Below are 26,681 nucleotides of genomic sequence, written 5' to 3' on the forward strand. Positions count from 1 at the left end.
CCGGCACCTCAGCGGCCCGGCGCCTCAGCGTGCCAGCTGGCGGAAGAACTCCCACAGCACGACGCCCCCCGAGACCGAGACGTTGAGCGAGTGCTTCGTCCCCGCCTGCGGAATCTCCAGCGCCCCGTCGCACAGGTCGACGGCCTGCTGCGAGACCCCCTCCACCTCGTTGCCGAAGACCAGGGCGTACTTCACCCCCGGCTCGACGCGGAAGCGCTCGAGCGAACAGGCCCCCTCGACCTGCTCGACGGCCAGCAGGCGGTAGCCCTCTGCACGCAGCGCCTCGAGGCAGTCGGTCGTCTGCCCGGCATGGTGCCACACGACGGTGGCCTCGGCACCGAGCGCCGACTTGTGAATCTCGCGCGAAGGGGGCACCGCCGTGATGCCGCACAGGTGGATGCACTCCACGGCAAAGGCGTCGCCCGTGCGGAAAAAGGCACCCACGTTCTGGGCCGACCGCACGTTGTCAAGCACCACCGCAACGGGCATCTTCTCCCGGGCGGCAAACTCCTCGGGCGTGGGACGTCCGAGCTCTTCGTTGGTAATCTTGCGCATTGCTCCTCTAATTTGGATGCAAATGTAACCAAATTTGAAATCTTTTCCCTACTTTTGTCGGTTGATTGCAACCCTGCAACTGCGCATGAAGAAAATTCGAATCATCCTCACGCTGCTGACGGCCCTCTGCGCCGCCCGACTCTCGGCCCAGGAGCTCTTCGTCGACGTCGACTTCCGGACCTACTTCGACAACAAGGAGTTCGGCAGCTGCACCTTCACCGTGCCCGAACCCGAGAAGGTCTCGGGCACCGACTTCGCCGCCCGCCTCACCCCGCGCATCGGTCTGCGCTGGGAGGAGAAGAACTCGCTGGTCTTCGGTGCCGACATGGTCCAGAACTTCGGTGAACCCGGCTCGCAATTCCTCTCGGAGGTGAAGCCCGTGATGTACTACCAGTTCCAGACGCCCCGAGTGCGGGCCGTGGCCGGCATCTTCACGCGCGACCTGACCCACGACGAGGACTACTCGACGGCCTTCTTCTCGCTCGCCGAGCGCTTCGTCCACAACCGCATGAACGGCGTCCTGGCCCAGTACAACGGCCGGCGCGGCTCCTACGTCGAGTTCGTCTGCGACTGGGAGGGGATGTACTCCACCGCCTCGCGCGAGAAGTTCCGGATTCTCAGCTCGGGGCGCCACTTCCTCGACCACTTCTACTACGGCTACAACCTCACGCTGCTCCACTTCGCCTTCCAGAAGGACGCTCCGCTCGAGAACGTGGTCGACTACCTGCTCGTCAACCCGACGGTGGGTGTGAAGTTCAAGGCCTTCTTCGACTTCGACATCCACCTCGGACTGCTCCAGACGGCGCAGCGCGACCGCAGCTTCGGCCACTCGTGGGAGCTGCCCCGCATGGGCGAATTCGGGCTGCGCATGAGCCGCTGGGGATTCACGCTCGACGAGCGCATCTACTTCGGCGGAAACCTCTGCCCCTTCTACGGCGGACACGACTACGTGACCGAGGGCGGCGAAACGGTCTACATCCCCTACGGCCGCGCGCTCTATCCGGGCGAGAGCTTCTTCCGCACCCAGCGCGGCTTCTACAACCGCGCGTCGCTCTCCTACGCCAAACACTTCTTCCACGACACGGTGCGCGTGCGCGCCGAGTTCGTCACCCACTGCGACGGCTCGGGGCTGGGCACGCAGCAGCTGCTCGACGTGGCCGTAAAGTTCCTCAAACCGGTCTACAACAGCCGAAACCACAAACACGGACATTAAACAGACATTAACAGACATTATATATTATGGCAGCAACCGAAACCACCGAAACCCGCGAGAAGTCGCTGAACTTTCTCGAGGAGATTATCGAAAAATCGCTGGCCGACGGCAGCGTGAAGGAGATTCAGACCCGCTTCCCGCCCGAGCCGAACGGCTATCTGCACATCGGCCACGCCAAGAGCATCTGCATCAACTTCGGCCTGGCAAAGAAATACGGCGGCAAGTGCAACCTGCGCTTCGACGACACGAACCCCGTCAAGGAGGATGTCGAGTATGTCGACTCCATCAAGCGCGACATCCACTGGCTCGGCTTCGACTGGGCGCTGGAGCGCTACGCGTCGGACTACTTCGACCAGCTCTACGAGTGGGCCGTCCTCCTCATCAAGAAGGGGCTGGCCTACGTCGACGACCAGACCCAGGAGCAGATTCGCGAGAACCGCGGCACGGTCTCCGTACCGGGCACCCCGTCGCCGTGGCGCGACCGCTCGGTGGAGGAGAACCTCGACCTCTTCGAGCGGATGAAGCGCGGCGAGTTCCCCGACGGCTCGAAGGTGCTGCGTGCGAAAATCGACATGGCGCACCCCAACATGCTCTTCCGCGACCCCATCATGTACCGCATCATCCACGCCGAACACCACCGCACGGGCAACAAGTGGTGCATCTACCCGATGTACGACTACGCCCACGGCCAGAGCGACTCGATTGAGCACATCACCCACTCAATCTGCACGCTCGAGTTCGACGTCCACCGTCCGCTCTACGACTGGTTCATCCAGGCGCTGGGCATCTTCCCGTCGCATCAGTACGAGTTCGCGCGGCTCAACCTCACCTACACGCTCATGTCGAAGCGCCGCCTGCTGAAGCTCGTGCAGGAGGGCGCCGTGATGGGCTGGGACGACCCCCGCATGCCGACCATCTGCGCCCTGCGCCGCAAGGGCTACACCCCCGCATCGGTGCGCAACTTCGCCGAGATGGTGGGCGTCGCCAAGCGCGACAACGTCATCGACCTGGGCAAGCTCGAGTACTGCGTACGCGAAGACCTGAACAAGGTGGCCGAGCGCCGCATGGCCGTGCTCAACCCCCTGAAGGTGGTCATCACCAACTACGACGCCGCGAAGACCGAGTACTTCAAGGCGGTGAACAACCCCGAGAACGAGGCCGCCGGCACGCGCGAGGTACCCTTCTCGCGCGAACTCTACATCGAGCGCGACGACTTCATGGAGAATCCCCCCAAGAAGTTCTTCCGCCTGCAGCCCGGCGGCGAGGTGCGCCTGCGCTACTCCTACCTCATCAAGTGCGAGGAGGTGATTAAGGATGCCGAGGGCAACATCACGGAGCTGCACTGCACCTACGACCCGATGTCGGGCGAGGGCTCGTCGAGCGACGGCCGCCGCGTCAAGGGTGTCATCCACTGGGTATCGGCTCCGCACGCCGTCGAAGCCGAAATCCGCCTCTTCAACCCTCTCTTCACGAAGGAGAACCCCGACGACGTGGAGGAGGGCAAGACGTGGGAGGACAACCTCAACCCCGACTCGATGGTCAAAATCAAGGGTTACCTCGAGCCCTCGCTGCGCGACGTGCCCGTCGGCCAGGCCGTGCAGTTCGAGCGCGTGGGCTACTTCTGCCCCGACACGGACTCGACGCCCGACCATCTGGTCTTCAACCGCACGGTGACGCTCAAGGATTCGTGGGCCAAAATCAACAAGTAGCCCCGCCTCCCGACTGCCCTGCCCTGCCCTGACATCCGACTGCCCCGCCACGTCCGACGCCCCAGTCGAGGGCAACAAACCGGGCCGCCGGTGACAAGCCGGGCAGCAGACGACAAGCCGGGCAGACGGCAACGAACCGGGCTGCTGGTGACAAACCGGGCCACGGGCCGCTGAAACCGCTCCGCCCCGCCGCTTTACGATGAAGCGACGGGGCGGAGCTCTTTTGTCCGGGAGGCCCTTTTCTTTGGGTGCGAAGAGCGTTTGCCCGAAAAAGTATTTCCTTTTTCGGAAATTTGTTTCTAACTTGCTCTACCGCAACCCTTAAAAAGAGACCGACATGACGAAAGTCACCACCCTCAACCAATTCATCATCGAACGGCAGTCGGAGTTCCCCGAAGCCACGGGCGGCTTCTCGCGGCTGCTCCACCACATCGGCATCGCGGCCAAGAAGGTCAACCGCGAAGTGAACAAGGCGGGCCTGGTCGACATCCTCGGACGCACGGGCGTCGAGAATGTCCAGGGCGAGGAGCAGCAGAAGCTCGACCTCTACGCCAACGAGACCTTCCTCGACGAGCTGCGCGCCAGCGGCGAGTGCTGCGGCGTAGCGTCGGAGGAGAACGAAGAGGTGGTCCTCTTCGAGGAGGGGCTCGCGCAGGGCGCCCGCTACGTGGTCTGCATGGACCCGCTCGACGGCTCGTCGAACATCGACGTCAACGTCTCGGTGGGAACCATCTTCGCCATCTACCGCCGCCTCTCGCCCGTGGGCGAGCGCGTCGGGCGGGGTGACTTCCTCCAGCCGGGGCGCGCCCTTGCAGCGGCCGGATATGTCATCTACGGCTCCTCGACGATGCTGGTCTACAGCTCGGGCAACGGCGTGAACGGCTTCACGCTCGACCCCTCCATCGGCGAATTCTGCCTCTCGCACCCCGACATCCGCTTCCCGCAGCGGGGACGCATCTACTCCATCAACGAGGGCAACTACGAACGTTTCCCAATCGGGGTGAAGAAGTACATCAAGTATTGCCAGGAGAAGGATGCGCGCACGGAGCGCCCCTACACGTCGCGCTACATCGGCTCGCTGGTGGCCGACATCCACCGCAACATGCTCAAGGGGGGCATCTACATCTACCCCGAGACCGAGAGCCACCCGCGCGGCAAGCTGCGGCTGCAGTACGAGTGCAACCCGATGGCCTTCATCGTCGAGCAGGCGGGGGGCCGGGCCACCGACGGCGAGCGGCGCATCCTCGACCTCGAGCCCGAGGACGTGCACCAGCGCACGCCGTTCTACGCCGGTTCGGAGGCGATGATGGAGAAGGTGACCGACTTTCTGCGCTTCTTCGGCTCCATCTGAGCGGCGGCGCGGAAGGGCGCTGCACCGCCCTCTTGCAGACAAAAATCCCCGACTTCTCACGAAGCCGGGGATTTTCATGATTTATGCCGGAGCGTATCTGAACCGAAAGATGCCCGTTTTTGGGTGGGGCACCCGCCGGAATCACATGGTCCGCAAGTTCAGGGCTGAGGGCGAAACAGCCTTCTCCTTCTCCTTCTCCTTCTCCTTCTTCTCCTTCTTCCCCCCCGTTACATCATCCGGCCGAAGGTGCGGCGCCCGAGCAGGTAGCGCAGCACGATGGAGCCGTCGTAGACATGCCGCCGCAGCGCACGTTCGCGCTCGCCGCACACGCGCTCGGAGTCGAGCAGCGCCCGCGTCTCGAGCCGCTTGCGGGAGAGCATCGGATGCCACCGCACGAAGTCGCGGTAGGCGCGCCCCACGGCCCGGAAGTTGTCCCAGCGCCCCTGCGCCAGGTAGGAGAGGGCCGCCAGCAGGTCCAGCATCGGCCGCACGACGGCCACGATGAGGCGCTGCAGGGGCGACGAGCACTTGTAGAGCATCGCCAGATTGTTGCGGTGGTTGTAGAAGACCTTCGACGGCGAGTCGGTCTGCAGCGTGCCTCCGCCCAGATGGTAGACCGTGCTGCCGGGGACAATCCGCACCCGGTAGCCCGCCAGCTGCATCCGCCAGCAGAGGTCAATCTCCTCCATGTGAGCGAAGAAGTCGGCGTCGAAGCCCCCCAGCGCCCGGAAGACATCGGCCCGGCAGCAGAAGGCGGCGCCCGTCACCCAGAAGACGTCGCGCGCATCGTCGTACTGCCCCTCGTCGCGCTCGGTGCACTTCAGAATCCGGCCGCGGCAGAAGGGATAACCCAGAAAATCGATGTATCCGCCCGCCGCACCGGCATACTCGAACTTCTCGGGCTCGCAGAGCGACCGCAGGCGGGGCGCAACGGCCGCCACGTCGGGATGGCGCTCCAGTTCGGCGATGAGCGGCGCGAGCCACCCCGCGGGGGTCTCGACGTCGGAGTTAAGCAGCACGTAGTAGTCCGCCTCGATGTGTTCGAGCGCGCGGTCGTAGCCGCCCGCAAAGCCGTAATTGGCATCCATCGTCACCACCTCGACCCCGGGGAACTCTTCGCGGAGCAGCCGCAGCGAGTCGTCCGTCGAGCCGTTGTCGGCCACGACCACGCCGGCCCCGTCGGCCGCCGCCACGACGCTCGGCAGGAAGCGGCGCAGATGCTCCGCACCGTTCCAGTTGAGTATGACGATTTTAACCGTTGACATTCGTGCGTTTGTGTTTCCAGCGGCGGTGCGACCATATCCACAGCTCGGGCTGGGCGACAATCTCCGCCTCGAGCCGGCGCACGTAGCGCTCCGTAATTTCGTTGGGCTCGACCACCTCCTCGCCGTCATAGAGCAGGTCGAACGACATCTCGTAGCGGCCGCGGCGCAGCCGCTTCATGCGGACGAAATAGACGGGGAGGTGGCAGCGCAGGGCCAGCTTCTCGCCGCCGTCGAAGAATATCGTATCCTGATTGAGGAAGCGGAACCAGTGGCTGTCGGGACGCCGCGGCGGGTTCTGGTCGGCGATGAGCCCCATGACGAGGTTCTTGCCGTCGATGCCCTTCTCGCGGTTGCGCAGGTAGAAGCGCAGGCACTCCTTCATGGCCACCGTGGTCGAATTCTCGTAGTTGCGCAGCCGCTGGTAGAAGCACTCCATCACCACGCTGCGCAGCGGATGGTAGACCGCAACGAGCATCTGCGAGGGTTCGTAGAGCCCCCAGTAGGAGCAGTACTCCCAGCAGCCGTAGTGGGCCGTCAGCGCAATCCAGTCGCGCCCCCTGACGGCGGCGCGGTGCTCCTCGAGCCCCTTGACCGTCAGCACCGTGCGGGCCTTGTCGGCGCTCATGTGGGCCATGTTGACCGTATCGACGAACAGCTCGGAGAGCGTGCGGTAGTACTTGCGGCGGATGGCGGTCAGCTCGTCGTCGCTCTTCTCGGGGAAGGAGTTGCGCAGGTTCTGCCACACCACCTTGCGGCGGTAGCGCAGCACGTAGCAGAGCAGCACGTAGAAGAGATTCTCGACCACGTAGTATTTGAACCAGTAGGGCATCACGGCGAAGAGCCATGCCCAGAGCCAGAGCAGCTCCAAACCTACCCGTTGCGCGAATGTCAGTTTCTGATGATTCATGGTCTGTCGTTCTCTACGAATACCTTGACGTTGGCCACCTTCGTGCGCACGCGCAGCCATGCGGCGAGCGACTCACGGTCGATGTGCTGCGTCGAATCGGCGGGCGAGACGACACAGACGAGCGTCGTGTCGCGCGGCTGGCCGTCGACTCCGAAGGTGATGCCCTTGGTGAGCGACACCGCCGCCACGTTGCGGACCACCACCCCGGCCTCGCGCGAGATATCCTCCACGGCGACGTTCGTCACCCGGTAGCGGGCCAACTGCGAGCGCATCTGCTCGATTTGGGCGTTCTTCTCCCCGAGCAGCTCGAGGTAGCTCTTCTGGAGCGTCGCCATGTCCAGCCGGTCGCTGTTGTCGGCCTGGCGGACCACCAGCTCGGCATCCTCCAGTCCGCGGAAGCCGGCCAGCTGCGCCCGGGCGTTCTCGATGACCTCGTCGCCGAGCGTCTCGCCCAGCAGCACCAGCTCAATCTGCGAGGGATGGCTGCCGCGGGCGTAGTGCTTGTTGCACTCGATGACGCGCGTATGGGGGAAGTTGAAGACCCGCGAGACGTACTTGTCGGCCGCCGCCTCGAAGAGCGAGACCCGCACCATGCGGAAGCCCACGAAGACGCTCGGGATGAAGGTGATGAGCGTGATGAACATCATCAGCCGCTTGACGTTGCGCTCGCGGACCTTGTCGATAAAGACCTTCTTCTCGTACTTGAGGAAGCGCACCATGAGGTAGGTGGCCAGGGCGATGAAGACCGAGTTGATGAAGAAGAGGTAGAAGGCCCCGATGAAGAAGCGCGGCTGCCCCATCGCCACGCCGTAGCCCGTCGTGCAGAGGGGAGGGATGAGCGCCGTGGCAATCGCCACGCCGGGGATGACCGTCGAGGTGCGGTCGCGCCGCGACTGGGCGACGATGCCCGCCAGACCGCCGAACAGGGCGATGAGCACGTCGTAGGTCGTCGGGACGGTGCGCGCCAGCAGCTCGCTCTGCGCCGTCCCGATGGGCGAGATGAGGAAGTAGAGCGTCGAGGTGATGATGGCGACGATGAACATCAGCGCATAGTTGCGCAGCGAGCGCTTGAGCAGCTCGAAGTCGTTGATGCCCAGCGAGAGGCCGATGCCCATGATGGGGCCCATGATGGGCGAGATGAGCATCGCGCCGATGATGACGGCCGCCGAGTTGACGTTGAGTCCCAGCGAGGCAATCATCGTGGCGAAAATCAGCACCCAGAGGTTCACGCCGCGGAACTCGACCCCCTTGGCGATGTTGGCCACCACCTCGTCGCGCTGCGCCTTGTCGTCATCCTCGAGGCTGAAGCGGTCGCTCAGGTAGTCGCGCAGCGAGGCGAGCCACACTCCGAAGGCCCGGCGCTGGCGCCCGCCGCGGCTCCTCTGCGGCCCCGAGGTGGCGCCGCCGTTTGCGGTATTTGCGTTACCTGCGGGATTTTCCGTATTCCCCGCGTTTCCCGTATTTTCCGTGTTTCCCGTGTTTTCGGTATTTTTCAGTTCCGTATGCTCCATGTTGTCCGTTTCAATCGTTTTCCTGCTCGGGGAACTCCTCCCCGTCGGCCGCCTCGCCGCGGCGCGGGCGCGTCTTGCCGGCCACCACCAGGACGAACTCGCCCCGGGGCTCCGTCGCGCGGAAGTATTCGAGCACCTCGGCCACCGTGCCGCGCACGGTCTGCTCGAACTTCTTGGTCAGCTCGCGCGAGACCGACACCTGCCGCTCCGCCCCGAAGGTCTCGGCAAACTGCTCAAGGCACTTGACCACGCGGTAGGGCGATTCATAGAAAATCATCGTACGCTCCTCGTCGGCAAGCGCCTGCAGACGCTTCATGCGCCCCTTCTTCTGGGGCAGGAAGCCCTCGAAGCAGAAGCGGTCGCAGGGGAAGCCGCTCTGGAGCAGCGCCGGCACGAAGGCCGTGGCTCCGGGCAGCGACTCGACCTCGATGCCCTGCTCGACGCAGGTGCGCACCAGCAGAAAGCCCGGGTCCGAGATGCCGGGCGTGCCGGCGTCGGAGACCAGCGCCACGGTGCGGCCCGCGGCGATGTGGTCGGCCACCATGCGGACCGTGGCGTGCTCGTTGAACTTGTGGTGCGAGCGGAGCGGCTTTTCGATGCCCAGGTGGCGCAGCAGCACCGACGTGGTCCGCGTATCCTCGGCCAGGATGAGGTCCACCTCGCCCAGCACCTTGACGGCGCGCAGCGTGATGTCGTCCAGATTGCCGATGGGCGTGGGTACGATATAGAGTTTGGCCATGCTAAGCTAAGCGTATTTGCGTTCGAGGAGCTCCATGAGGAAGCGTGCGCCGTCCGACGAGGAGTTCCAGGCGTAGTTCTCGGCGATGTAAATCATGCACTCGTCCAGGTCGCTGCAGCCGTCGAGCGCCGTGATGGCGCGCTCGTAGGCGTCGGCGTCGCCGCCGAACAGGTCGCGAATCATCAGGAAGCGGTCGTTGATGCCGATGGCCCGGCGCAGGTCGGTGACCGGTTCGCTGCGGGCGATTTGCGAGGCCATGTCGCGCGGCGGAGCGATGGTGTCGGCCAGCGTCCGCACGTCGTGGTTGATGACCTCGCCCAGCACGGCGTCCCCCTCGGCGGCAAGAGGTGCCGACGGATGTGCATGCGGTGCAGCGCCCGGACCCGCTCCGTGCGGCACGGCACCGGCGGAGTGCGAGGCGTGTGCGGGATGCGATTGGAGAGGCTCGGGTTCCGGTTCGGACTCGGGCTCAGGCTCGGCTTCCGGCTCTTCCGATTGTTCCGGGGCCGGGGCCGCCTCCTCTGCAATCGCGTCGGGAGCGAGCTCCACCTCGACAAAGGGGTCCGCCTCCTCTTCCCCGGCTCCGGGTTCCGAAGCTGCGGCTTCAGCGGCTTTTTCCAATTGAGGTTCCGGCGCGGCAACTTCGGGCTGCACCTCGGGCTCGGTTTGCTGTTCGTTCTGCGGCGCGTTCTGAACGTCGTTCTGCGGCTCGGTTTGCGGCCCGGCGGACAGTTCCGTCTCCGGGCGCTGCCCGGCAGCTTCGCCCTTCACGGCAGCCGCTTCGACCGAATGCTCAGCCGCGGCGGCGGGTGCCGGCTGCGAAGCGGTCGGGCTCACGGCGCGGGCTTCCTCCCCGGCGGCCTCGTCACGCAGACCGGCCATGCGACGCTCGGCAACGGAGGCGGCCGGTTTGCGCACCGTACCCGTACCCGAAAGGCGCTCGCCCGATGCGGGCTCCCCATCGCCGTAGAGCGACATGATGACCCGCTGACGGTGGCGGTGGCGCACGACGGGCTCCTCGGCACCGAACAGGCTGCCCATCACGGCACGCGGACGACCGCCCGCATGGTGCTCCTCCTCCCCGGCCTCACTTCCGGCAGCCGCTTCGGCAACGGCAGGGGCCGCAGCGGGTTCAGCTGCGACAGCCGGTTCAACCGCAGGCTCAGCCGCAACGGCCGGCTCTGCAGCAGCCGCTTCCACTGCGGGCTGCACCGATTCGGCGGGTTCGGCCGGGACAGCCGGGGTGACGGGCTCGGATACCGGCACCGCAGGCGAGGCCTCTACGACCTCCTTGACCTCTTCGGCGGCGGATGTCGCGGTGGCAGGCTCCTCCGGAGCAGTCTTTTCGGCGGCAGGCGTCTCCGGAACATTCTTCCCGGCAGCGTCGGTGCGCTCCTCGTCGACGGTGGCCGTCACCACCTCGACCGTCTCGGCAGCAGCCTCCTCGGCCGCCGCCGCACGCGCCTCGGGCGAACCGGGGGCCGGGGCCGCAGCCTCTTCGGCCTTCATCACCGCTTCGGCCTCGTTGTCGTCGTCCGCAGCCGCCGCAGACTCCTCCACGGCAGCGGCGGCAACCGGTTCGAGGGCGAGCATCTCGTCCAGGTCGATGCTCTCGGGCACCTCGACGGCCCCCGTCCCGGCCTCTTCGGGCTGCGGCGCCCCGGGGGCGTCGAAACGCAGCTGCTCGTACAGCCTCCGGAGCAGTTCGAGCGCCAGGTCGCGCTCGACGGCCGGAACCTCCGCCTCGGCCTGCCAGCCGCCGACGAGCGATTCGAGCCGCGACAACTCTTCCCGTATCGTTTTCAAATCCATAATTTCAAGGCTCTTTTTGACCTCCAAAGATACGCATTAATGCGCATCGAGGCAAGCATTGCCCGCGATATTTTGCCCCGCGGCCCCCGGCAGCCGCCCCGCCCCAGGCCAAAAGATTTGAAACAGAGCCCACACACAGGAACCTCCACCCGAAAAATAAAGAGGCTCCCGCATCCCGTTCCCGAAAAGTTGGTTATCTTTGCAGCACGAAACGAAAATCAGAATTCAGATAATGGCTTTACAATGCGGCATCGTCGGACTGCCCAATGTCGGCAAATCGACGCTTTTCAACTGCCTCTCCAACGCAAAGGCCCAGGCGGCCAACTTCCCCTTCTGCACCATCGAGCCCAACGTGGGCGTCATCACCGTGCCCGACCAGCGGCTGGTCCGTCTGGCCGAAATTGACCATCCGAAGCGGGTCATCCCCACCACCATCGAGATTGTCGACATCGCCGGTCTGGTCAAGGGTGCCTCCAAGGGCGAGGGTCTGGGCAACAAGTTCCTGGGCAACATCCGGAACACGAACGCCATCATCCACGTGCTGCGCTGCTTCGACAACGGCAACATCACCCACGTGGACGGCTCCATCGACCCCGTGCGCGACAAGGGCATCATCGACACGGAGCTCCAGCTGAAGGACCTCGAGACGGTCGAGAACCGTCTGGCAAAGACCCAGAAGGCGGCCACCTCGGGCGGCGACAAGCAGGCCAAGCGCGCCGTCGAGCTGCTGCTGCAGTACAAGGCAGTGCTCGAGCAGGGCAAGAGCGCCCGCACGGTCGAGCTCGACAAGGAGGACCACAAGCTGGTGGCCGACCTCAACCTGCTGACCGACAAACCGGTGCTCTACGTCTGCAACGTCGACGAGAAGAGCGCCGCGACGGGCAACGCCTACACCGAAGCGGTGCGGGCCGCCATCGCCGACGAGAAGGCCGAGATGCTCATCATCGCCGCCGCCACCGAGGCCGACATCGCCGAGCTGGAGAGCTACGAGGAGCGTCAGATGTTCCTCGAGGACCTCGGCCTCGAAGAGTCGGGCGTGGCCCGGCTCATCAAGTCGGCCTACCGGCTGCTCAACCTCGAGACCTTCTTCACCACGGGAGCCGACGAGACGCGCGCCTGGACCTACGTGCGCGGCATGAAGGCGCCCCAGACGGCCGGCATCATCCACACCGACTTCGAGCGGGGATTCATCCGCGCCGAGGTCATCAAGTACGACGACTACGTGACGCTGGGCTCGGAGAAGGCCTGCCGCGACGCCGGCAAAATCGGCATCGAGGGCAAGGACTACGTCGTGCAGGACGGCGACATCATGCACTTCCTGTTCAACGTCTGATTCGGCGTCCGCGCGGGGCGCCTGCGGCCCCGCCGCCGGCCCTCCGCCCCGAACCCCGTCCCGATTGAGACAACCAACCCGATAACCTAAAACAGAGTTCGAACCATGAAAAGCAAGTACCTCATTCTGGGAGTGACGGCCATCGTCTGCGTTGTATTGCTGGGCCGCTACTACACCTACAAGTACCGTGCTCAGGAGACCGTCACCGTCACGGGTCTGGGCGAGACGGAGTTCACCTCCGACCTGATTGTCTGGTCGGGCGTCCTGACAGCCGAAGCGGAGAACGTCGCCCGGGGCTATGCCGAAATCGAGGCCGGCAAGGCGAAGGTCCAGAAGTTCCTCGCCGAGCGGGGGCTCCCCGCCGAGGCGGTGGTCTTCGAGTTCGTCAACGTCGAGAAGCAGTATACGGCCATCTACAACGCCAACGGCAACTGGGCCGGCCAGCGCTTCACGGGCTACCTGCTCCGGCAGCGCTTTACGGTCGAGTCGAACGAGGTGGAGAAGGTCGAGGCCATCTCGCGTGAAATCTCGTCGCTCATGGCCCAGGGCGTGGGCATCGAGGTGATGGCGCCGGACTACTACTACACGAAGCTCGACGACGTGAAGATGGGGCTCATCGAGACCGCCTCGGCCGATGCCCGCACGCGCGCCGAGAAGATTGCCCGGAACGCCGGTGCGAAGCTGGGCCGCGTGGCCTCGGCGCGCATGGGCGTCTTCCAGATTACGGGGGCCAACACCAACGAGGAGTTCTCGGCCGGAGGGTCGTTCAACACCTCGTCGCGCCAGAAGAAGGCCCGCATCACCATGCGGCTCGAGTACCGGGTCAAGTAGCGGCGCCCAAGGGGGGGGGCGGGATGACACCCGCCCTACCGGCTGAAAACCGGCGCAACGCCGCCCCACGGCAACGGCTGAGGGCTGCGGCAACCGCCGAGGCCTCCCGCACCACCCAAAAACCGGGCCGCCGCGCAACGGGACCGCGCGCAACCGCCATCCCGGAACCGGGGCCGGTGTGAAAACGGAACCGTTGCGAACCCGCACCCGGCACCTTCCGCCGCCAACCGCTACGGAGCGCACACCCGCCCGGGCACGCCGCCCGCAGGTGTGCGCTGCCGCACGAAGCGGAGAGCCGCACGAAACGAAAAACGAATACGCGAAACGCGCACGCAACCGTGCACGGAACGCTTGAGCAAGGATATTCAAAATTTGAAAAACGATATGGAAAGACCCGTTCGGGTGCGCTTCGCACCCAGCCCCACCGGCCCGCTGCACATCGGCGGCGTCCGCACGGCACTCTACAATTACCTCTTCGCCCGCCACCACGGCGGCGTGATGCTGCTCCGCATCGAGGATACCGATTCGCACCGCTTCGTCCCGGGCGCCGAGCAGTACATCCTCGACTCGCTCAAGTGGTGCGGCATCGAAATCGACGAGGGCGTCGGCGTGGGCGGTCCCCACGCCCCCTACCGCCAGAGCGAGCGCCGCGAAATCTACCTCAAGTACGCCCTCCAGCTCGTCGATGCCGGATGGGCCTACTACGCCTTCGACACGGCCGAGGAGCTCGAGGCGCTGCGCAAGGAGGCCGAGGCGCGCGGCGAGGCCTTCGCCTACAACTACACGGTGCGCGAGAAGCTCGCCACGTCGCTCGCCCTGCCGGCCGACGAGGTGCGCGCCCGCATCGAGCGCGGCGACCAGTGGGTCATCCGCTTCAAGATGCCCGAGAACCAGATGGTCGAGATGGACGACCTGATTCGCGGCCATGTCGAGGTCAACACCTCGACGCTCGACGACAAGGTGCTCTACAAGTCGGCCGACGCGCTGCCCACCTACCACCTGGCCAACATCGTCGACGACCACCTGATGGAGATTTCGCACGTCATCCGCGGTGAGGAGTGGCTGCCTTCGCTGCCGCTGCACTACCTGCTCTACAAGGCCTTCGGATGGGAGGATTCGCGTCCCGCCTTCGCCCACCTGCCGCTGCTGCTCAAGCCTACGGGCGGCGGCAAGCTCTCGAAGCGCGACGGCGACAAGATGGGCTTCCCCGTCTTCCCGCTCTTCTGGAAGTCGCCCACCACGGGCGAGACGGCCCGCGGCTACCGCGAGGACGGCTACTTCCCCGAGGCCTTCATCAACATGCTGGCGCTGCTGGGCTGGAACCCCGGCACCGAGCAGGAGCTCTTCACGATGCAGGAGCTCATCGACAGCTTCTCGCTCGACCGCGTCTCGAAGTCGGGCGCCCGCTTCCAGCCCGACAAGGCGCGCTGGTTCAACGCCCAGTACATGCACCGCAAGAGCGACGCCGAGCTGGCGGCCGTCTACCAGCCGATTCTGCGCGAGCACGGCATCGAAGTCTCCGACGAGGTGGCCGGACGTGCCGCAGGCATCATGAAGGAGCGCGCCTCGCTCATCACCGACCTGTGGGACCTCACCTCGTTCTTCTTCGTGGCTCCGACCGAGTATGAGGAGAAGCAGGTGCGCAAGTACTGGAAGGGCGACAACCCGCGCATCCTGCGCGAGGTGCGCGCCGTGCTGGAGGGCATCGACGACTTCTCGCTCGAGAACACCGAGCGGATTGTCCACGGCTGGATTGAGGAGAAGGGCTACTCCATGGGGCAGGTGATGAACACGCTGCGTCTGGCGCTCGTGGGTGCGGGCAAGGGCCCCGGCATGTACGACGTCACCTCGTTCATCGGCAAGCAGGAGACGCTGCGCCGCATCGACAACCTGCTCGAGCGTCTGCAGCCGGCCGAGTAGCGCACGGCGGCGGAACCGACAACCGACAAAAAAGCGAACACCATGATTGAAATCGAACAGAATCTCTGGAGCATGACCCCCGAAGGCGAGGCCATCATCCTCTATACGATGAGCAACAGCCGGGGCGGCCGCGTACGGGTGACCAACTACGGTGCGGCGATTGTCTCAATTGAGGTCCCCGACCGCGAGGGGCACATCGACGACGTGGCGCTGGGATACAAGCATCCCGAGGGCTACTTCTACGACAGCGCGGCGCTGGGCAAGAGCGTGGGCCGCGTGGCCAACCGGATTGCCTACGGGCGGATGACGGTCGAGGGCAAGGAGTACCGGCTCGAGGTGAACAACGGCGTGAACCACCTGCACGGCGGCACGAAGAACTTCGCCAACCGCATCTGGGAGAGCCGCGTGGAGGAGAACCGCGTGGTGATGGCCCTCACGTCGGAGGATGGCGACCAGGGCTACCCGGGCGAGGTGAACGTCGAGGCGGTCTTCGACTTCGACGACGACAACGCGCTCGAAATCACCTATCTGGCCAAGTGCGACCGGACGACGCCCGTCAACCTGACGAACCACGTCTACTTCAACCTCTCGGGCGAGCATTCGGGCTCGGTGCTCGACCACGAGCTGCGGCTCAACTCGTCGCACGTGCTGGAGATGAACGAGCGGCAGATTCCCACGGGGCGCATCCTCGACGTCGAGGGGACGCCGCAGGACTTCCGCACCTTCCGCACCCTGAGACCCGGCATCGACTCGGAGTTCAACCACATCCGCGACTTCCGCGGCTACGACCACCCCTTCATCATCGACGGCTGGAAGCCCAACATCCTGGGCGAGGTGGGCGAGCTGCGCGACCCGCGGTCGGGACGCCGCCTTGAGGTGCTCTCGTCGCAGCCCAGCGTGATGCTCTACACGGGCAACTGGCTCTCGGGCGGATGTCCCGAGACCAAGTCGGGCGGCCGCTACGAGGACTACGCTGGTGTGGCCCTCGAGTGTCAGAACTACCCCGATGCGGTGAACCACGCCGACTTCCCCTCGCCGCTGCTCCACCCCGGCGAGCTCTACTGCCAGAAGATTGTCTTCCGCTTCGGCACCTTCTGAAGGCCGGGCGACGACCGATAGGAAAAAGCGGGGAGGGTTCCACGTTGGAACCCTCCCCGCTTTTTCGTCTCCTGGAGGAACCGTCAGCTAAAGCGCAGCGTGCAGGGCTCGCCGGCGCGGCAGCTCACCTCGCGCGACTCGCCGCCCGGCACGCAGAGCGTCACGCGGCAGTCGGCCTCGCTGCAGAGCGTCACCTCGCGGACCCGCCCCTGCGACCAGCGGCAGCCGACCGCGATGTTGCCGCGCGCCTTGAGCCCCCGGTACTCGCCCTCGGGCCAGGCGTCGGGAAGCGCCGGCAGCACATCGATGCAGCCGTCGTGGCTCTGCAGCAGCATCTCGGCAATGCCCGCCGCTCCGCCGAAGTTGCCGTCAATCTGAAAGGGAGGATGGGCGCAGAAGAGGTTGGGATAGGTACCGCTGCGTTCGTCGGCCGAACCCTCGACGAGCGCCGGCTGGAGCAGGTTGTGGAAGAGGCGGTAGGCGCGGTTGCCATCACCCAGACGGGCCCAGAAGGCGATTTTCCAGGCGCGCGACCACCCCGTGCCCTCGTCGCCGCGACGTTCGAGCGTCGCCCGGCAGGCAGACATCAACTCGGGCGTACGGCGGCGTGTCAGCTGCGTGCCGGGATAGAGGCCGAACAGGTGGGAGACGTGGCGGTGGTGGGGCTCCATCTCGCGGTAGTCCTTCAGCCACTCGAGCAGGTAGCCCGACTCGCTGACCTGATGGGGCGGCAGCCGCAGCGCCGTGGCACGCAGCCGTGCGGCAAAATCGACATCGCAGCCCAGCAGCTCCGAGGCCCGGGTGACGGCGCCGAAGAGCTCGCGCACCAGCTGCGTATCCATCGTCGAGCCCATGCATACGTAGGTAATCTCCGTCGGGCTCTCGTCGTAGAATCCGTTCTCGGGCGACGAGGTGGGGGCCGTCACCAGCCATCCGTGCTCGGGCTCGGGGATGAGGTTGTCGAGGAAGAAGCGCGCCGCACCCCGCATCACAGGGTAGACGCTGCGCAGGCAGGCCGTGTCGGCCGTGAAGCGGTACTGCTCCCAGAGGTGCAGCGCCAGCCAGGCCCCGCCCGTATTGGTTGCTCCCCAGGCGGGATTCTCGGCCGGCGCCGTGAAGTTCCACGGATTGGCCAGCACGTGGGCGCACCACCCCTCCGAGCGGTAGAAGCAGCGGGCGGTCCGCTCGCCCGAGGGGACCATGCGCCGGACGAGCTCGATGAGCGGCTGCTGGAGCTCCGACAGATTGCCCGGGCCGGTGAGCCAGTGGTTCATCTCGACGTTGATGTTCAGGTGGTAGTCCCCCTTCCAGGGGGTATCAACCGTATTGGCCCAGAGCCCCTGCAGATTGGGCGGCAGCGACCCCTCGCGCGTCGAACTGAGCAGCAGGTAGCGGCCGTACTGCATGTAGAGCGCCGCAAGCGCCGGGTCGGGCAGCGAATCGAACCGTTCGAGCCGCCGGTCGGTGGGCAGGTCGGGCGCCTCGCCCAAATCGAGCGAGACACGGTCGAAATAGCGGCGGTAGTCGGCCGTATGGGCCTCGCGCAGCGAATCGAAATCACAGCCAAGGGCCGCATCGAGCAGCGAGTCGGTCATCCGCCCGCAGTCGTCGCTCCACCACGTGGTCGAGGCCGAGAGGTATATCACCGCCTCGTCGGCATCGCTCACATGCAGGGCTCCCGCCTCCTCGTCGAGCCGGCCGTTGCCCTTCACCGCCGCACGGGCGGCATAGCGCATCCCTTCGACCCCCTCCTGGCCGCTCGGCAGCGAGCCCTCCATCCGCAGCTCCCCCCGCCCGGCCGAGCAGCGGGCGTTTTCGGGGCGCGACAGCCGCACCGAAAAGTTGAGCGCTCCGGGCCGGGAGGCGCGCAGCCGCACGGCCACGACATCGGCGGTGCGCGAGACGAAATATTCGCGCGTAAACCGCACGCCGCCCGACTCGAAACGCGTATAGGCCGTCGCGTCGCCGATGTTCAGGCCCCGTTCATAGGCTCCGACGTCGGAGCTGTCGGGAAGCTGCTGCCGGATATCGAGCGCACCCAGCAGCTGGTAGCTGCCGTAGGCCGCACCGGCGGAGCCTCCACCCCGGCAGACGAAGTGACGGTACATGAGCCGCTGCGCCTCGAGGTTACGCCCCTCGAGCAGCAGGGCGCGGATGCGGGGAAGCCACTCGCCGGCCTCGGGGTTGTCGGTGTTCTGCTCGGAGCCGCTCCAGAGCGAGATGTCGTTGAGCACGATGTGCTCGGCCGCAGGCCCGCCGTCGGGCATGGCCCCCAGCCGGCCGTTGCCCAGCGGAAGCGTCTCGACCCAGCGCGAGGCAGGTCTGTCGTACCATAGGGTGAGCGCTCCGTGACGGGGAGCCTCCGTGCCGCTGCACCCCGTCAGGAGAAGCAGAAGGGCCATTCCAATCAGTTTGCGAATCATGATGCGGTTTGTACGGATAACAAAAGCGGGATAGGGATGAGGCGCACACCGCCCTTCGGGTGCGTTGACGGTGCAGACCGTACGTGGGGAGAGGCGGCACCTCCTTCCTCCACAAAGATAAGGAATTCCGTCCGGAAACGCTTTTCAATTCGTACGCAAACGGCACTCCGCAAGGGACTTTTGCGACCTCCGCACGGCGACGGTCCCCTCTTTGCGGAGCCGGCCTTCACAAAGTCCTCTTCCCGCACTGTATTTGCCCCGCCCCGGAAACAGAAGAGGCGGCGCGGAGTCATCGCTCCACGCCGCCTCTTCCAGCTGTCGACCTGCGACCGCCGCACGGGTCAGCTCCGCGCCGCAACGAGCCGTGCGGCACGCTCGAGCGCCACGTGGATGTTGGGGCAGACGTTCTCACCGCCCAGCATCTCGATGATGCCCGCCCGTTCGAGCGCTCCGTGCACCTGCTCGTTCACGCCAGAGAGAACCACCTCGATTTTCTCGCGGCGCGACATCTCGCACAGCGTCGTGAGGTTGTGCAGGCCCGTCGAGTCGATGAAGGGGACCTTGCGCATGCGGATGACGCGCACCCTGGGGCGGTCGCCCATCTGGGCCATCAGCTCCTCGAACTTGGTGGCGATGCCGAAGAAGTAGGGGCCGTTGATTTCGTAGACCTCGACCCCCTCGGGCACCGTGAGGTGCTCCTCGTGCAGCGTCAGGTCGGTGCCGGCACTGGGGTCGATTTCGTCGCGGATGACCGAAATCTCGGTGGTCTCCATCACCCGCTTGAGGAAGAGGACGCAGGCGATGAGCAGCCCCACCTCGATGGCCACCGTCAGGTCGAAGACCACCGTCAGGAAGAAGGTGATGAGCAGCACGGCCACATCCGAGCGGGGGTTGCGCAGTAGCGCCTTGAAGGTGCGCCAGCCGCTCATGTTGTAGGCCACCACGGCCAGCACACCCGCCAGGCAGGCCATCGGAATGTACTGCGCCAGGGGCATGAGCAGCAGCAGGATGAGCAGCAGCACGACGGCGTGGACGATGCCCGCCACGGGGGTGCGACCGCCGTTGTTGATGTTGGTCATCGTGCGGGCGATGGCGCCCGTGGCGGGGATGCCGCCGAAGAGGGGCGTCAGCAGGTTGGCCGCACCCTGGGCGATGAGCTCGGTGTTCGAGTCGTGGCGGTCCTCGATGACGCCGTCGGCCACCGTGGCCGAGAGGAGCGACTCGATGGCCCCCAGCAGCGCGATGGTCACCGCTACCGGGAAGAGGCTCCGCACGGCCTCCCAGTCGAGGGCCGGGAGCGCCGCGGCGGGCAGCTCGGAGCGAATCGTGAAGCGGTCGCCGATGGTGTCGATGGAGTCGATGCCCGCATAGCGGCGCAGCGCCCAGACGGCTGCCGTCATCACGACGATGGCCACGAGCGAGCCGGGGATGCGGCGCATGAGCTTCGGCGTGAGGGCGATGAGGACGATGCTCAGCACGGCGACGAGCGTATTCCACCAGTTGACCGTGTCGAAGTGGCGGAAGTAGAGGGCCCACTTCTCGATGAAGTCGCCCGGCACCTTCTCGCTGCCGAAGTCGAGGCCGAAGATGTCGGCTACCTGCGTGGTGAAGATGGTCACGGCAATACCGCTCGTGAAGCCCACGATGATGGGATAGGGGATGAACTTGATGACCGTACCCAGCCGGAAGAGCCCCATGAGCACGAGCAGCACGCCGCCCATGAGCGTTGCCACCAGAAGTCCCGCCTCGCCGTACTCCTGGACGATGCCGTAAACGATGATGATGAAGGCGCCGGTCGGGCCGCCAATCTGGACGCGGCTGCCGCCCAGCAGCGAGACGACGAAGCCGGCGATGACGGCCGTGATGATGCCCTTCTCGGGCGAGACGCCCGAAGCGATGCCGAAGGCGATGGCCAGCGGCAGGGCGACGATGCCGACGATGACGCCGGCCATCAGGTCGCGCATGAAGTCGGCACGCGAGTAGTTGCGGAGCGTGTCGACGAGTTTGGGCCTGAACGTGAAGAGTTTCATTTCGAGGATTCTTGTTTGGAACGAAAGCGCAAAAGTAGACAAAATTTCTCTTTTTCGCCTGTTTTGTTCCGTTTTTTTGCAGGTCGTGCGGCTGTCCACCGTCCTCCCCGACCCTTCTCACGCTGCGCCGCTTCCCGTCCGGCACCCCGGACCTCTTTCGGAAAAAGATTGACCCGCAAAGATGGTGAAGAACGGCGGAGGGCAACAAATCCACGCCAATCATCTGTCAGAAGCAAAATTCCCGCTGCCAGGAGAGACTCGTTCTTCTGATTACAATCTAAGATACAAGAATTGGGGCAATATACGAAGTATCCAGCCGACAATCAACCATCTGCGGGTAACAACTGTTAATCGTCGGCCCTTGAGCAGGGCATTCAACGCCTGATTCGCTACCCGGTCGACGGGCATCACCCAGAACAAGCCACTGCCTTTGGCCATCGCCGTATCAACCAGGCCGGGACGAATCTCCATTATCCGGACATTCGAGGCAGATTGTACGCTTCGCTGACACAACCCCTCGACATAATTAATCTGATAGGCTTTCGAGGCATTGTATGCCGGAGCCGACGCGCTTCCGCGCAATCCGCCAATCGACGTAACAACCGCAAGGTCTCCTCCACCCCGACCTTCGAAATAGTTGTACGCCCAGTCCACCACAGCCGTCCATCCCCGTACGTTGGTCAAGATGGAGGGCTCTTCAAGGGTGAAATCGAGCGACGGATTCAGTTCGCCCGTGCCGGCGCATACGACACAGAGGTGCATCCCTCCCATCCGCTCGACCAAATCCGACAGAGCGTTCAGACAGGCGGCCGGTTGTGCAATATCGACTGCAGCATATGAAAAAGCGGTTGGATAACGCTCCTTCAATTCACGCAGCAACGCTTCGCGGCGTCCAACCACACCTACCCGCCAGCCGGCTGCAACAAGTTTCAATGCAAGAGAGCGCCCGATTCCCGACGTAGCTCCGATAACGACTGCCTGTTTCATGAAGGCAAAAGTATCGGATTTTTTCCGTGTCAATCTTGATTAGAATCAAGAAATCTACAAAATGCGGCGCCGGATGCGGCTCAAGGTTTCGGGGCGAATGCGCAGGAAGGAGGCCAGCTCCTTCAGCGATATGAAGTTCAACAGATTGGGACAGCGGCGCAACAATATTTCATAAAGGTCCTGAGGCGAAGTGACGTAAGATTGCAGCAACCGTTCATAGACCTCGGACAGCAGATGCTCCGCAAACAGGCGCCCGAGTCGCTCATGCGCCGCATCCACTGCATAAAAAGCCTCCAGAGTGTCTCGCTCAAGAGTCCATACACGACTTTCGCAGATTGCCTCGATTCCGACCCAGGACGGACGGCCGCTGCTCATCGAGATGTAGTCGCCCACAAACTCCCCGGCAAAGGCATAACCCACCACATGGGATTCCCCCCGAGAGGTAAGATGCACATAGCGAAAAGCCCCCTCTTCGACCAGTCCGCAATGGCGATTGCGCTCATCCTGACGCGCGAACGGCTCCCCGGGAGCAAACGCAACAAGCCGCCCTTCGGTCCGGAGAAGTTCTGCAAGTTCATGAAACTCAGCAGTCGTGATATAGCGATTGAAATCCATCGTCGCCGCTTATATTAAATATGGCACCGCAAGATACTACTTTTTTGGCACAGGGATTGCTCCGTTGCGAGGAAGCAAACCAACAACCAAGAAAGGATGAAAAAGATTCTACTCTGCATTCCGGTGCTGGCGCTCTTCGCCGCCGGCCTCGCGGGCTGCTCGCAGCAGCGCCGCTGGAACGACCAGGAGCGCAAGGCGATGCGCGAAGCACTGCGCGACTACCGCCAGATGGTCTACCTCGACGACCTGACCGACGCCGAATTCTCGCTCTTCGCCGACGACGTGTCGGGACAGCTCGAGGCGAGCTATCCGGTCTACGTCACCTTCCTCGAGATGCCGGGCGTGAGCGACACGGTGGACATGGTCGTGGTGACCACCATCGTCGACGAGCTCAACGCCGACGCCCGCAACATGCGCCACATCTACCCCTACCCCTATCTGGTGGCCCAGGGCGTGCTGCCCGCCGGCCTGAACTACGAACAGCAGCACGGCTTCTACAAGTGCTTCGCCTCGAAGGTCAACAACACCTACCAGACCATGGGCGCCTTCTTCAACGCCGTGCTGGCCGACACGACCGACCTGTCGCAAATCCGACAGTTGGAGCTCGAGTGCGCCAACGACCTCTTCGGGTGGACCTTCACCGAGGTCGACATCCTCGAGACGGTCGACTGACCCCCGCATCGGCCCGGACGCCGCGACGAAGCGGACCTCCGCGGCCGGTCCTTGCAGCCCCCGCCCGGCGCAGCAGCAAACCCGGCCGCAGTGTTCGGAGCCGCACTTCGCGGATGTGCGGCACCTCCACACACGAAAAATCCCGGAACGGCAATGTTCCGGGATTTTTCATATCTGGCCTGCTCCGCATGCGGCCCGAGACGACGGCGCCCGCTCAGGCATCCGGCGTCGAAGGCTGCGGCCCGGCGCCGGCGCTGCGCTCAAGCCGCCCGGCCAGGAATTCACGCCCCACCACCACACGGATGGCGCGGTGGAGCACCGAGAACTCGAGCGGCGACTCGCCCAGCAGCTCGCCGTCGACCTCGACCGAGACCTCGGGCGAGGACTCAATCCGGATGCGGCTACCCCGCTCGCGCAGGATGTGGCGGATGCGGTAGATGCCGCCGTTGAAGAGGTAGTGGAAGCGGAAGAGCAGGTGCCAGAAGTGGACCGGACGGATGAGCGAGACGTCGAACATGCCGTCGTCGGCCACCGCTTCGGGCAGCGGCTGCATGCCTCCGCCGTTGTACTTGCAGATACCGATGGCGATGCTCAGCAGCAGGTTGTTGTAGACCAGCCGGTCGTCGACCCATACCTTCACGCCCGTCGACTTGTAGCGGAAGAAGGAGTTCACGACGCACCACGTGTAGCGCCAGCGGTGCTTGTGGCCCTTCTTCTTCAGATGCGACTGTTTGCGCACCACGTGGGCGTCGAACCCCGCGCCGGCCACGTTGGCCATGTAGCGGCTCTGGCGGTAGTGCGCCTCCTCGTAGGAGACCACGCCGACGTCCTGCAGGAACGAGTGCCCCTCGGCAATGGCCCGCACGGCGTCACGGTAGCGGTTCGAGATGCCGAACGTGCGGACCCAGTCGTTGCCCGTGCCGACGGCGATGACCGCCAGCAGCACCTCGTCGGGGCGCACCTCCTGCTGGATGAAGAGGCCGTTGACCACCTCGTGCAGCGTTCCGTCGCCACCCACGACGATGATGTGGCGGTAGCCCTCCCTCACGGCCGTGACCGTGAGCTCCGTGGCGTGGAACTTGTGCTCGGTGAAGACCGGTTCGCAGCGGATGTACGCATCGCGCAGATGCTTCGATATCTGCGGAAAATGGTCAAGCCCGCGGCCGCCTCCGGCCACGGGATTGACGATTACGAACCATTTGACGCCGCGTGTCTCCAAGGTCTGCTACTTTTGGGGTACGTTCTCCAGCGTGTGGACCAGGAACTCGTAGAAGCGGCCCACCGAAGCGATGTCGACCTTCTCGTCGGGCGAGTGGGGGTAGCAGATGGTCGGGCCGAACGAAATCATGTCCAGACCGGGATACTTGCCGCCGATGATGCCGCACTCCAGACCGGCGTGGATGGCCGTCACCAGAGGCTTGCGGCCGTAGAGCGCCTCGTAGGAGGCGGTCATCGCCTTGAGAATCGGAGAGTCCATATCGGGCTTCCAGCCGTCGTAGCTGCCCGTCAGCTCGACGCGCGCGCCGGCCAGCGTGAAGAGCGCCTCGAAGGCCTGGCCCAGCTCCTCCTTCTCGGAGTTGACCGAGCTGCGCAGCAGGCTCTGCAGCCGGACGGTCCGCCCGTCAGAGACCACGCGGGCCAGATTCGACGAGGTCTGTACCAGACCGGGCATCGACATCGACATGCGGCGCACGCCGTCGGGGCATGCGAGCACGGCCCGCACCAGACGCTCGCCCACCGCGCGGGCAATCATCCGCTCGGGCAGCGCGCAGGGTTCGGCGTGCATTTCAATCGAATCCTCGATGCCGGCGAACTCCGCCACGACGACCTGCTCGAAGTGCTTCAGCGCCTCGATGACGGTACCCGAACGGCCGGCGGGAAGCAGCACAACCGCCTCGGCCTCGCGCGGAATGGCGTTGCGCAGACCGCCGCCGTCGACCGACGCGAGCAGCATCCCCTCGTCGGCAGCCATGCGGCCGATGAAGCGGAAGAGCAGCTTGTTGGCATTGGCACGCTGGCAGACAATCTGGATGCCCGAGTGGCCCCCCTTGAGCCCCTTGACCACGATGCGCAGCGCCTCGCAGGCAGCGGGCACCGGCTCGGCCTCGTAGTTGAAGGTGATGTTGGCGTCCAGACCGCCGGCGCAGCCGACGTAGAGCTCGCCCTCGGTCTCGGAGTCGAGGTTGAGCAGGATGTCCCCCTGGAGCAGGTGCTCCTCCAGCCCGAAGGCGCCGTCCATGCCGGTCTCCTCCGTGGCGGTGAAGAGCGCCTCGACGGGACCGTGGCGCAGCGTGTTGTCCTCGAGCACGGCCAGAATGGCGGCCACGCCGATGCCGTCATCGGCGCCGAGCGTCGTGCCGTCGGCCGTCACCCACTCGCCGTCGATGTAGGCCTCGATGGGGTCCTTCTCGAAGTCGAAGACCTTGTCGTTGTTCTTCTGCGGCACCATGTCGAGGTGGGCCTGCAGCACCACGCCCTTGCGGTTCTCCATCCCCTTCGAGGCGGGTTTGCGCACGTAGACGTTGTGGCCCGCATCTTCGCGGCACTCGAGCCCGAGCGAACGGGCCACGTCGAGCACGTAGCGGCGGATTTGCTCCTCGTGCGACGAGGGGCGCGGAATGCGGACGATTTCGGCGAAATGTTTCCAGACAAGCGCCGGTTTGAGGGCTGTCAGATTCTTATCCATAAGGTTCTATTGGTTTTTGTGTGATACATTCTGTTCGTTTTCGTGCGAAGCCGAAGCGCCGCGCGCGGGGGCCGATGCGGCGGCGTCGCGGTCGAAGGCCTCGACGATGTACTTGACCAGCGGGTGGCGGACGATGTCGCGCTTGTCGAATTCGACGATGCCGATATCCTCCACGCGGCGCAGAATCTCCATCGTGTGCACCAGACCGCTGTCGCTCTTGCGCGGCAGGTCAATCTGCGTCACGTCGCCCGTGACGATGAACTTGGCGTTGCGTCCCATGCGCGTGAGGAACATCTTGATTTGCGAGAGGGTCGTGTTCTGCGCCTCGTCCAGAATGACGAAGGCGTTGTCGAGCGTGCGGCCGCGCATGTAGGCCAGCGGCGCAATCTGCACGGTCCCCTCCTCGATGTAGCGGGTCAGCTTGGCGGCGGGAATCATGTCGTTCAGCGCATCGTAGAGGGGCTGCAGGTAGGGGTCGAGCTTCTCCTTCATGTCGCCGGGCAGGAAGCCCAGTTTCTCGCCCGCCTCGACGGCCGGACGCGTCAGGATGATGCGCCGCACCTGCCGCTCCTTGAGCGCCCGCACGGCCAACGCAATGGCCGTATAGGTCTTGCCCGAGCCGGCCGGTCCGACCGCAAAGAGCAGGTCGCACTTGTCGTAGAGGCTCACCAGCCGCTGCTGGTTGACCGTCCGTGCGCGGATGATGTTGCCGTTGTTGCCGTAGACGATTACATCCTTGTCGGTGGGCGCCTCCTGCAGCGCCACGCCCGAGAAGGCCTGCGAGACCACCTCCGAGGAGATGTGGCCGTACTTGAGGTAATAGGCCACCAGCCCGTCGAGGTGCTTCTCGAAGCGCTCGGTCTCGGCACGCGGGCCGAGCACCTTGAGCGACGAGCCGCGCGCGACAATCTTCAACTGGGGATGCAGCTCCCGAATCTGGTCCAGATAGACGTTCTGGGCTCCGTAGAGCTCGCGGGGGTCGACCCCCTCGACGAGTATCTCTCTGCCGACTGCCTCCGTCATG

21 protein-coding genes are annotated in these 26,681 nt (G+C 64.8%); 8 read left to right on the forward strand and 13 right to left on the reverse strand.

From position 1 onward, the window contains the following. Nucleotides 1–24 precede the first annotated feature (24 nt). A complete protein-coding gene (locus tag C8267_RS04530) occupies nt 25–555 on the reverse strand; it encodes a TrmH family RNA methyltransferase (protein WP_087361323.1) in 531 nt (176 codons plus the stop codon). Nucleotides 556–640: 85 nt separating this feature from the next. Between C8267_RS04530 and C8267_RS04535 the strand changes: the two genes are divergently transcribed. From C8267_RS04535 to fbp, 3 genes are all read left to right on the forward strand, one after another. Then, nucleotides 641–1,768, forward strand: a complete 1,128-nt coding sequence (locus tag C8267_RS04535) for a hypothetical protein (protein ID WP_087361712.1) — start codon at nt 641–643, stop codon at nt 1,766–1,768. Nucleotides 1,769–1,794: 26 nt separating this feature from the next. Further along, complete coding sequence (locus tag C8267_RS04540) at nt 1,795–3,477, forward strand: glutamine--tRNA ligase/YqeY domain fusion protein (RefSeq protein ID WP_087361325.1); 1,683 nt, start codon at nt 1,795–1,797, stop codon at nt 3,475–3,477. A 337-nt stretch (nt 3,478–3,814) separates the two neighbouring features. Then, entirely contained in the window at nt 3,815–4,828 is a 1,014-nt protein-coding gene (gene fbp, locus C8267_RS04545; protein WP_106633841.1) for a class 1 fructose-bisphosphatase, read from the forward strand. A 227-nt stretch (nt 4,829–5,055) separates the two neighbouring features. Here the strand turns inward: fbp and C8267_RS04550 are convergent, their stop codons facing one another. Genes C8267_RS04550 through C8267_RS04570 form a run of 5 tightly spaced genes read right to left on the reverse strand, consistent with a single transcriptional unit; the run spans nt 5,056 to nt 11,062 of the window. Next, a complete protein-coding gene (locus tag C8267_RS04550; RefSeq protein ID WP_106633842.1) occupies nt 5,056–6,093 on the reverse strand; it encodes a glycosyltransferase family 2 protein in 1,038 nt (345 codons plus the stop codon). Next, nucleotides 6,080–7,000, reverse strand: a complete 921-nt coding sequence (locus C8267_RS04555; RefSeq protein ID WP_106633843.1) for a lysophospholipid acyltransferase family protein — start codon at nt 6,998–7,000, stop codon at nt 6,080–6,082. The genes C8267_RS04550 and C8267_RS04555 overlap by 14 nt, the downstream gene beginning before the upstream one ends. Then, nucleotides 6,997–8,511, reverse strand: a complete 1,515-nt coding sequence (locus C8267_RS04560; protein ID WP_106633844.1) for a TIGR00341 family protein — start codon at nt 8,509–8,511, stop codon at nt 6,997–6,999. The genes C8267_RS04555 and C8267_RS04560 overlap by 4 nt, the downstream gene beginning before the upstream one ends. A 10-nt stretch (nt 8,512–8,521) precedes the next feature. Beyond that, the gene (rsmI, locus tag C8267_RS04565) at nt 8,522–9,250 is read right to left on the reverse strand and encodes a 16S rRNA (cytidine(1402)-2'-O)-methyltransferase (RefSeq protein WP_087361339.1); all 729 of its coding nucleotides are present in this window, start codon (nt 9,248–9,250) and stop codon (nt 8,522–8,524) included. Nucleotides 9,251–9,256: 6 nt separating this feature from the next. Next, nucleotides 9,257–11,062, reverse strand: a complete 1,806-nt coding sequence (locus C8267_RS04570; RefSeq protein ID WP_158699714.1) for a hypothetical protein — start codon at nt 11,060–11,062, stop codon at nt 9,257–9,259. Nucleotides 11,063–11,294: 232 nt separating this feature from the next. On the opposite strand from C8267_RS04570, the gene ychF reads away from it, so the two are divergent. From ychF to C8267_RS04590, 4 genes are all read left to right on the forward strand, one after another. Beyond that, a complete protein-coding gene (gene ychF / locus C8267_RS04575; protein WP_087361343.1) occupies nt 11,295–12,395 on the forward strand; it encodes a redox-regulated ATPase YchF in 1,101 nt (366 codons plus the stop codon). A gap of 105 nt (nt 12,396–12,500) precedes the next feature. Then, entirely contained in the window at nt 12,501–13,226 is a 726-nt protein-coding gene (locus tag C8267_RS04580; RefSeq protein WP_106633846.1) for an SIMPL domain-containing protein, read from the forward strand. Nucleotides 13,227–13,610: 384 nt separating this feature from the next. Next, a complete protein-coding gene (gene gltX, locus C8267_RS04585) occupies nt 13,611–15,146 on the forward strand; it encodes a glutamate--tRNA ligase (RefSeq protein ID WP_106633847.1) in 1,536 nt (511 codons plus the stop codon). Nucleotides 15,147–15,188: 42 nt separating this feature from the next. Beyond that, on the forward strand, nt 15,189–16,244 hold the full coding sequence (locus C8267_RS04590) for an aldose epimerase family protein (protein WP_106633848.1): 1,056 nt from the start codon (nt 15,189–15,191) through the stop codon (nt 16,242–16,244). Nucleotides 16,245–16,327: 83 nt separating this feature from the next. On the opposite strand, the gene C8267_RS04595 is transcribed toward C8267_RS04590, so the two are convergent. The 4 genes from C8267_RS04595 to C8267_RS04610 form a co-directional block, all read right to left on the reverse strand. Then, complete coding sequence (locus C8267_RS04595; RefSeq protein ID WP_158699715.1) at nt 16,328–18,646, reverse strand: glycoside hydrolase family 95 protein; 2,319 nt, start codon at nt 18,644–18,646, stop codon at nt 16,328–16,330. 362 nt (nt 18,647–19,008) lie between these two features. After that, entirely contained in the window at nt 19,009–20,697 is a 1,689-nt protein-coding gene (locus tag C8267_RS04600) for a SulP family inorganic anion transporter (protein ID WP_106633850.1), read from the reverse strand. 270 nt (nt 20,698–20,967) lie between these two features. Next, nucleotides 20,968–21,684 (reverse strand): SDR family NAD(P)-dependent oxidoreductase, encoded by a 717-nt coding sequence (locus C8267_RS04605; protein ID WP_106633851.1) that lies wholly within the window; start codon nt 21,682–21,684, stop codon nt 20,968–20,970. 54 nt (nt 21,685–21,738) lie between these two features. Further along, nucleotides 21,739–22,299 (reverse strand): Crp/Fnr family transcriptional regulator, encoded by a 561-nt coding sequence (locus C8267_RS04610; RefSeq protein ID WP_087361356.1) that lies wholly within the window; start codon nt 22,297–22,299, stop codon nt 21,739–21,741. 96 nt (nt 22,300–22,395) lie between these two features. Between C8267_RS04610 and C8267_RS04615 the strand changes: the two genes are divergently transcribed. Beyond that, the gene (locus tag C8267_RS04615) at nt 22,396–22,971 is read left to right on the forward strand and encodes a hypothetical protein (protein WP_106633852.1); all 576 of its coding nucleotides are present in this window, start codon (nt 22,396–22,398) and stop codon (nt 22,969–22,971) included. A gap of 214 nt (nt 22,972–23,185) precedes the next feature. On the opposite strand, the gene C8267_RS04620 is transcribed toward C8267_RS04615, so the two are convergent. From C8267_RS04620 to C8267_RS04630, 3 genes are read right to left on the reverse strand one after another with little or no spacing between them, the layout of a single operon-like run. Continuing rightward, entirely contained in the window at nt 23,186–24,190 is a 1,005-nt protein-coding gene (locus C8267_RS04620; protein ID WP_087361359.1) for a diacylglycerol/lipid kinase family protein, read from the reverse strand. 6 nt (nt 24,191–24,196) lie between these two features. After that, on the reverse strand, nt 24,197–25,657 hold the full coding sequence (locus tag C8267_RS04625; protein WP_106633853.1) for an aminoacyl-histidine dipeptidase: 1,461 nt from the start codon (nt 25,655–25,657) through the stop codon (nt 24,197–24,199). A 6-nt stretch (nt 25,658–25,663) separates the two neighbouring features. After that, nucleotides 25,664–26,680 (reverse strand): PhoH family protein, encoded by a 1,017-nt coding sequence (locus C8267_RS04630; protein ID WP_087361362.1) that lies wholly within the window; start codon nt 26,678–26,680, stop codon nt 25,664–25,666. Nucleotide 26,681 lies beyond the last annotated feature (1 nt).

It is taken from the genome of Alistipes sp. Marseille-P5061 (assembly GCF_900290115.1).
In the GTDB taxonomy this organism is placed as follows: Bacteria; Bacteroidota; Bacteroidia; order Bacteroidales; family Rikenellaceae; genus Alistipes; species Alistipes excrementigallinarum.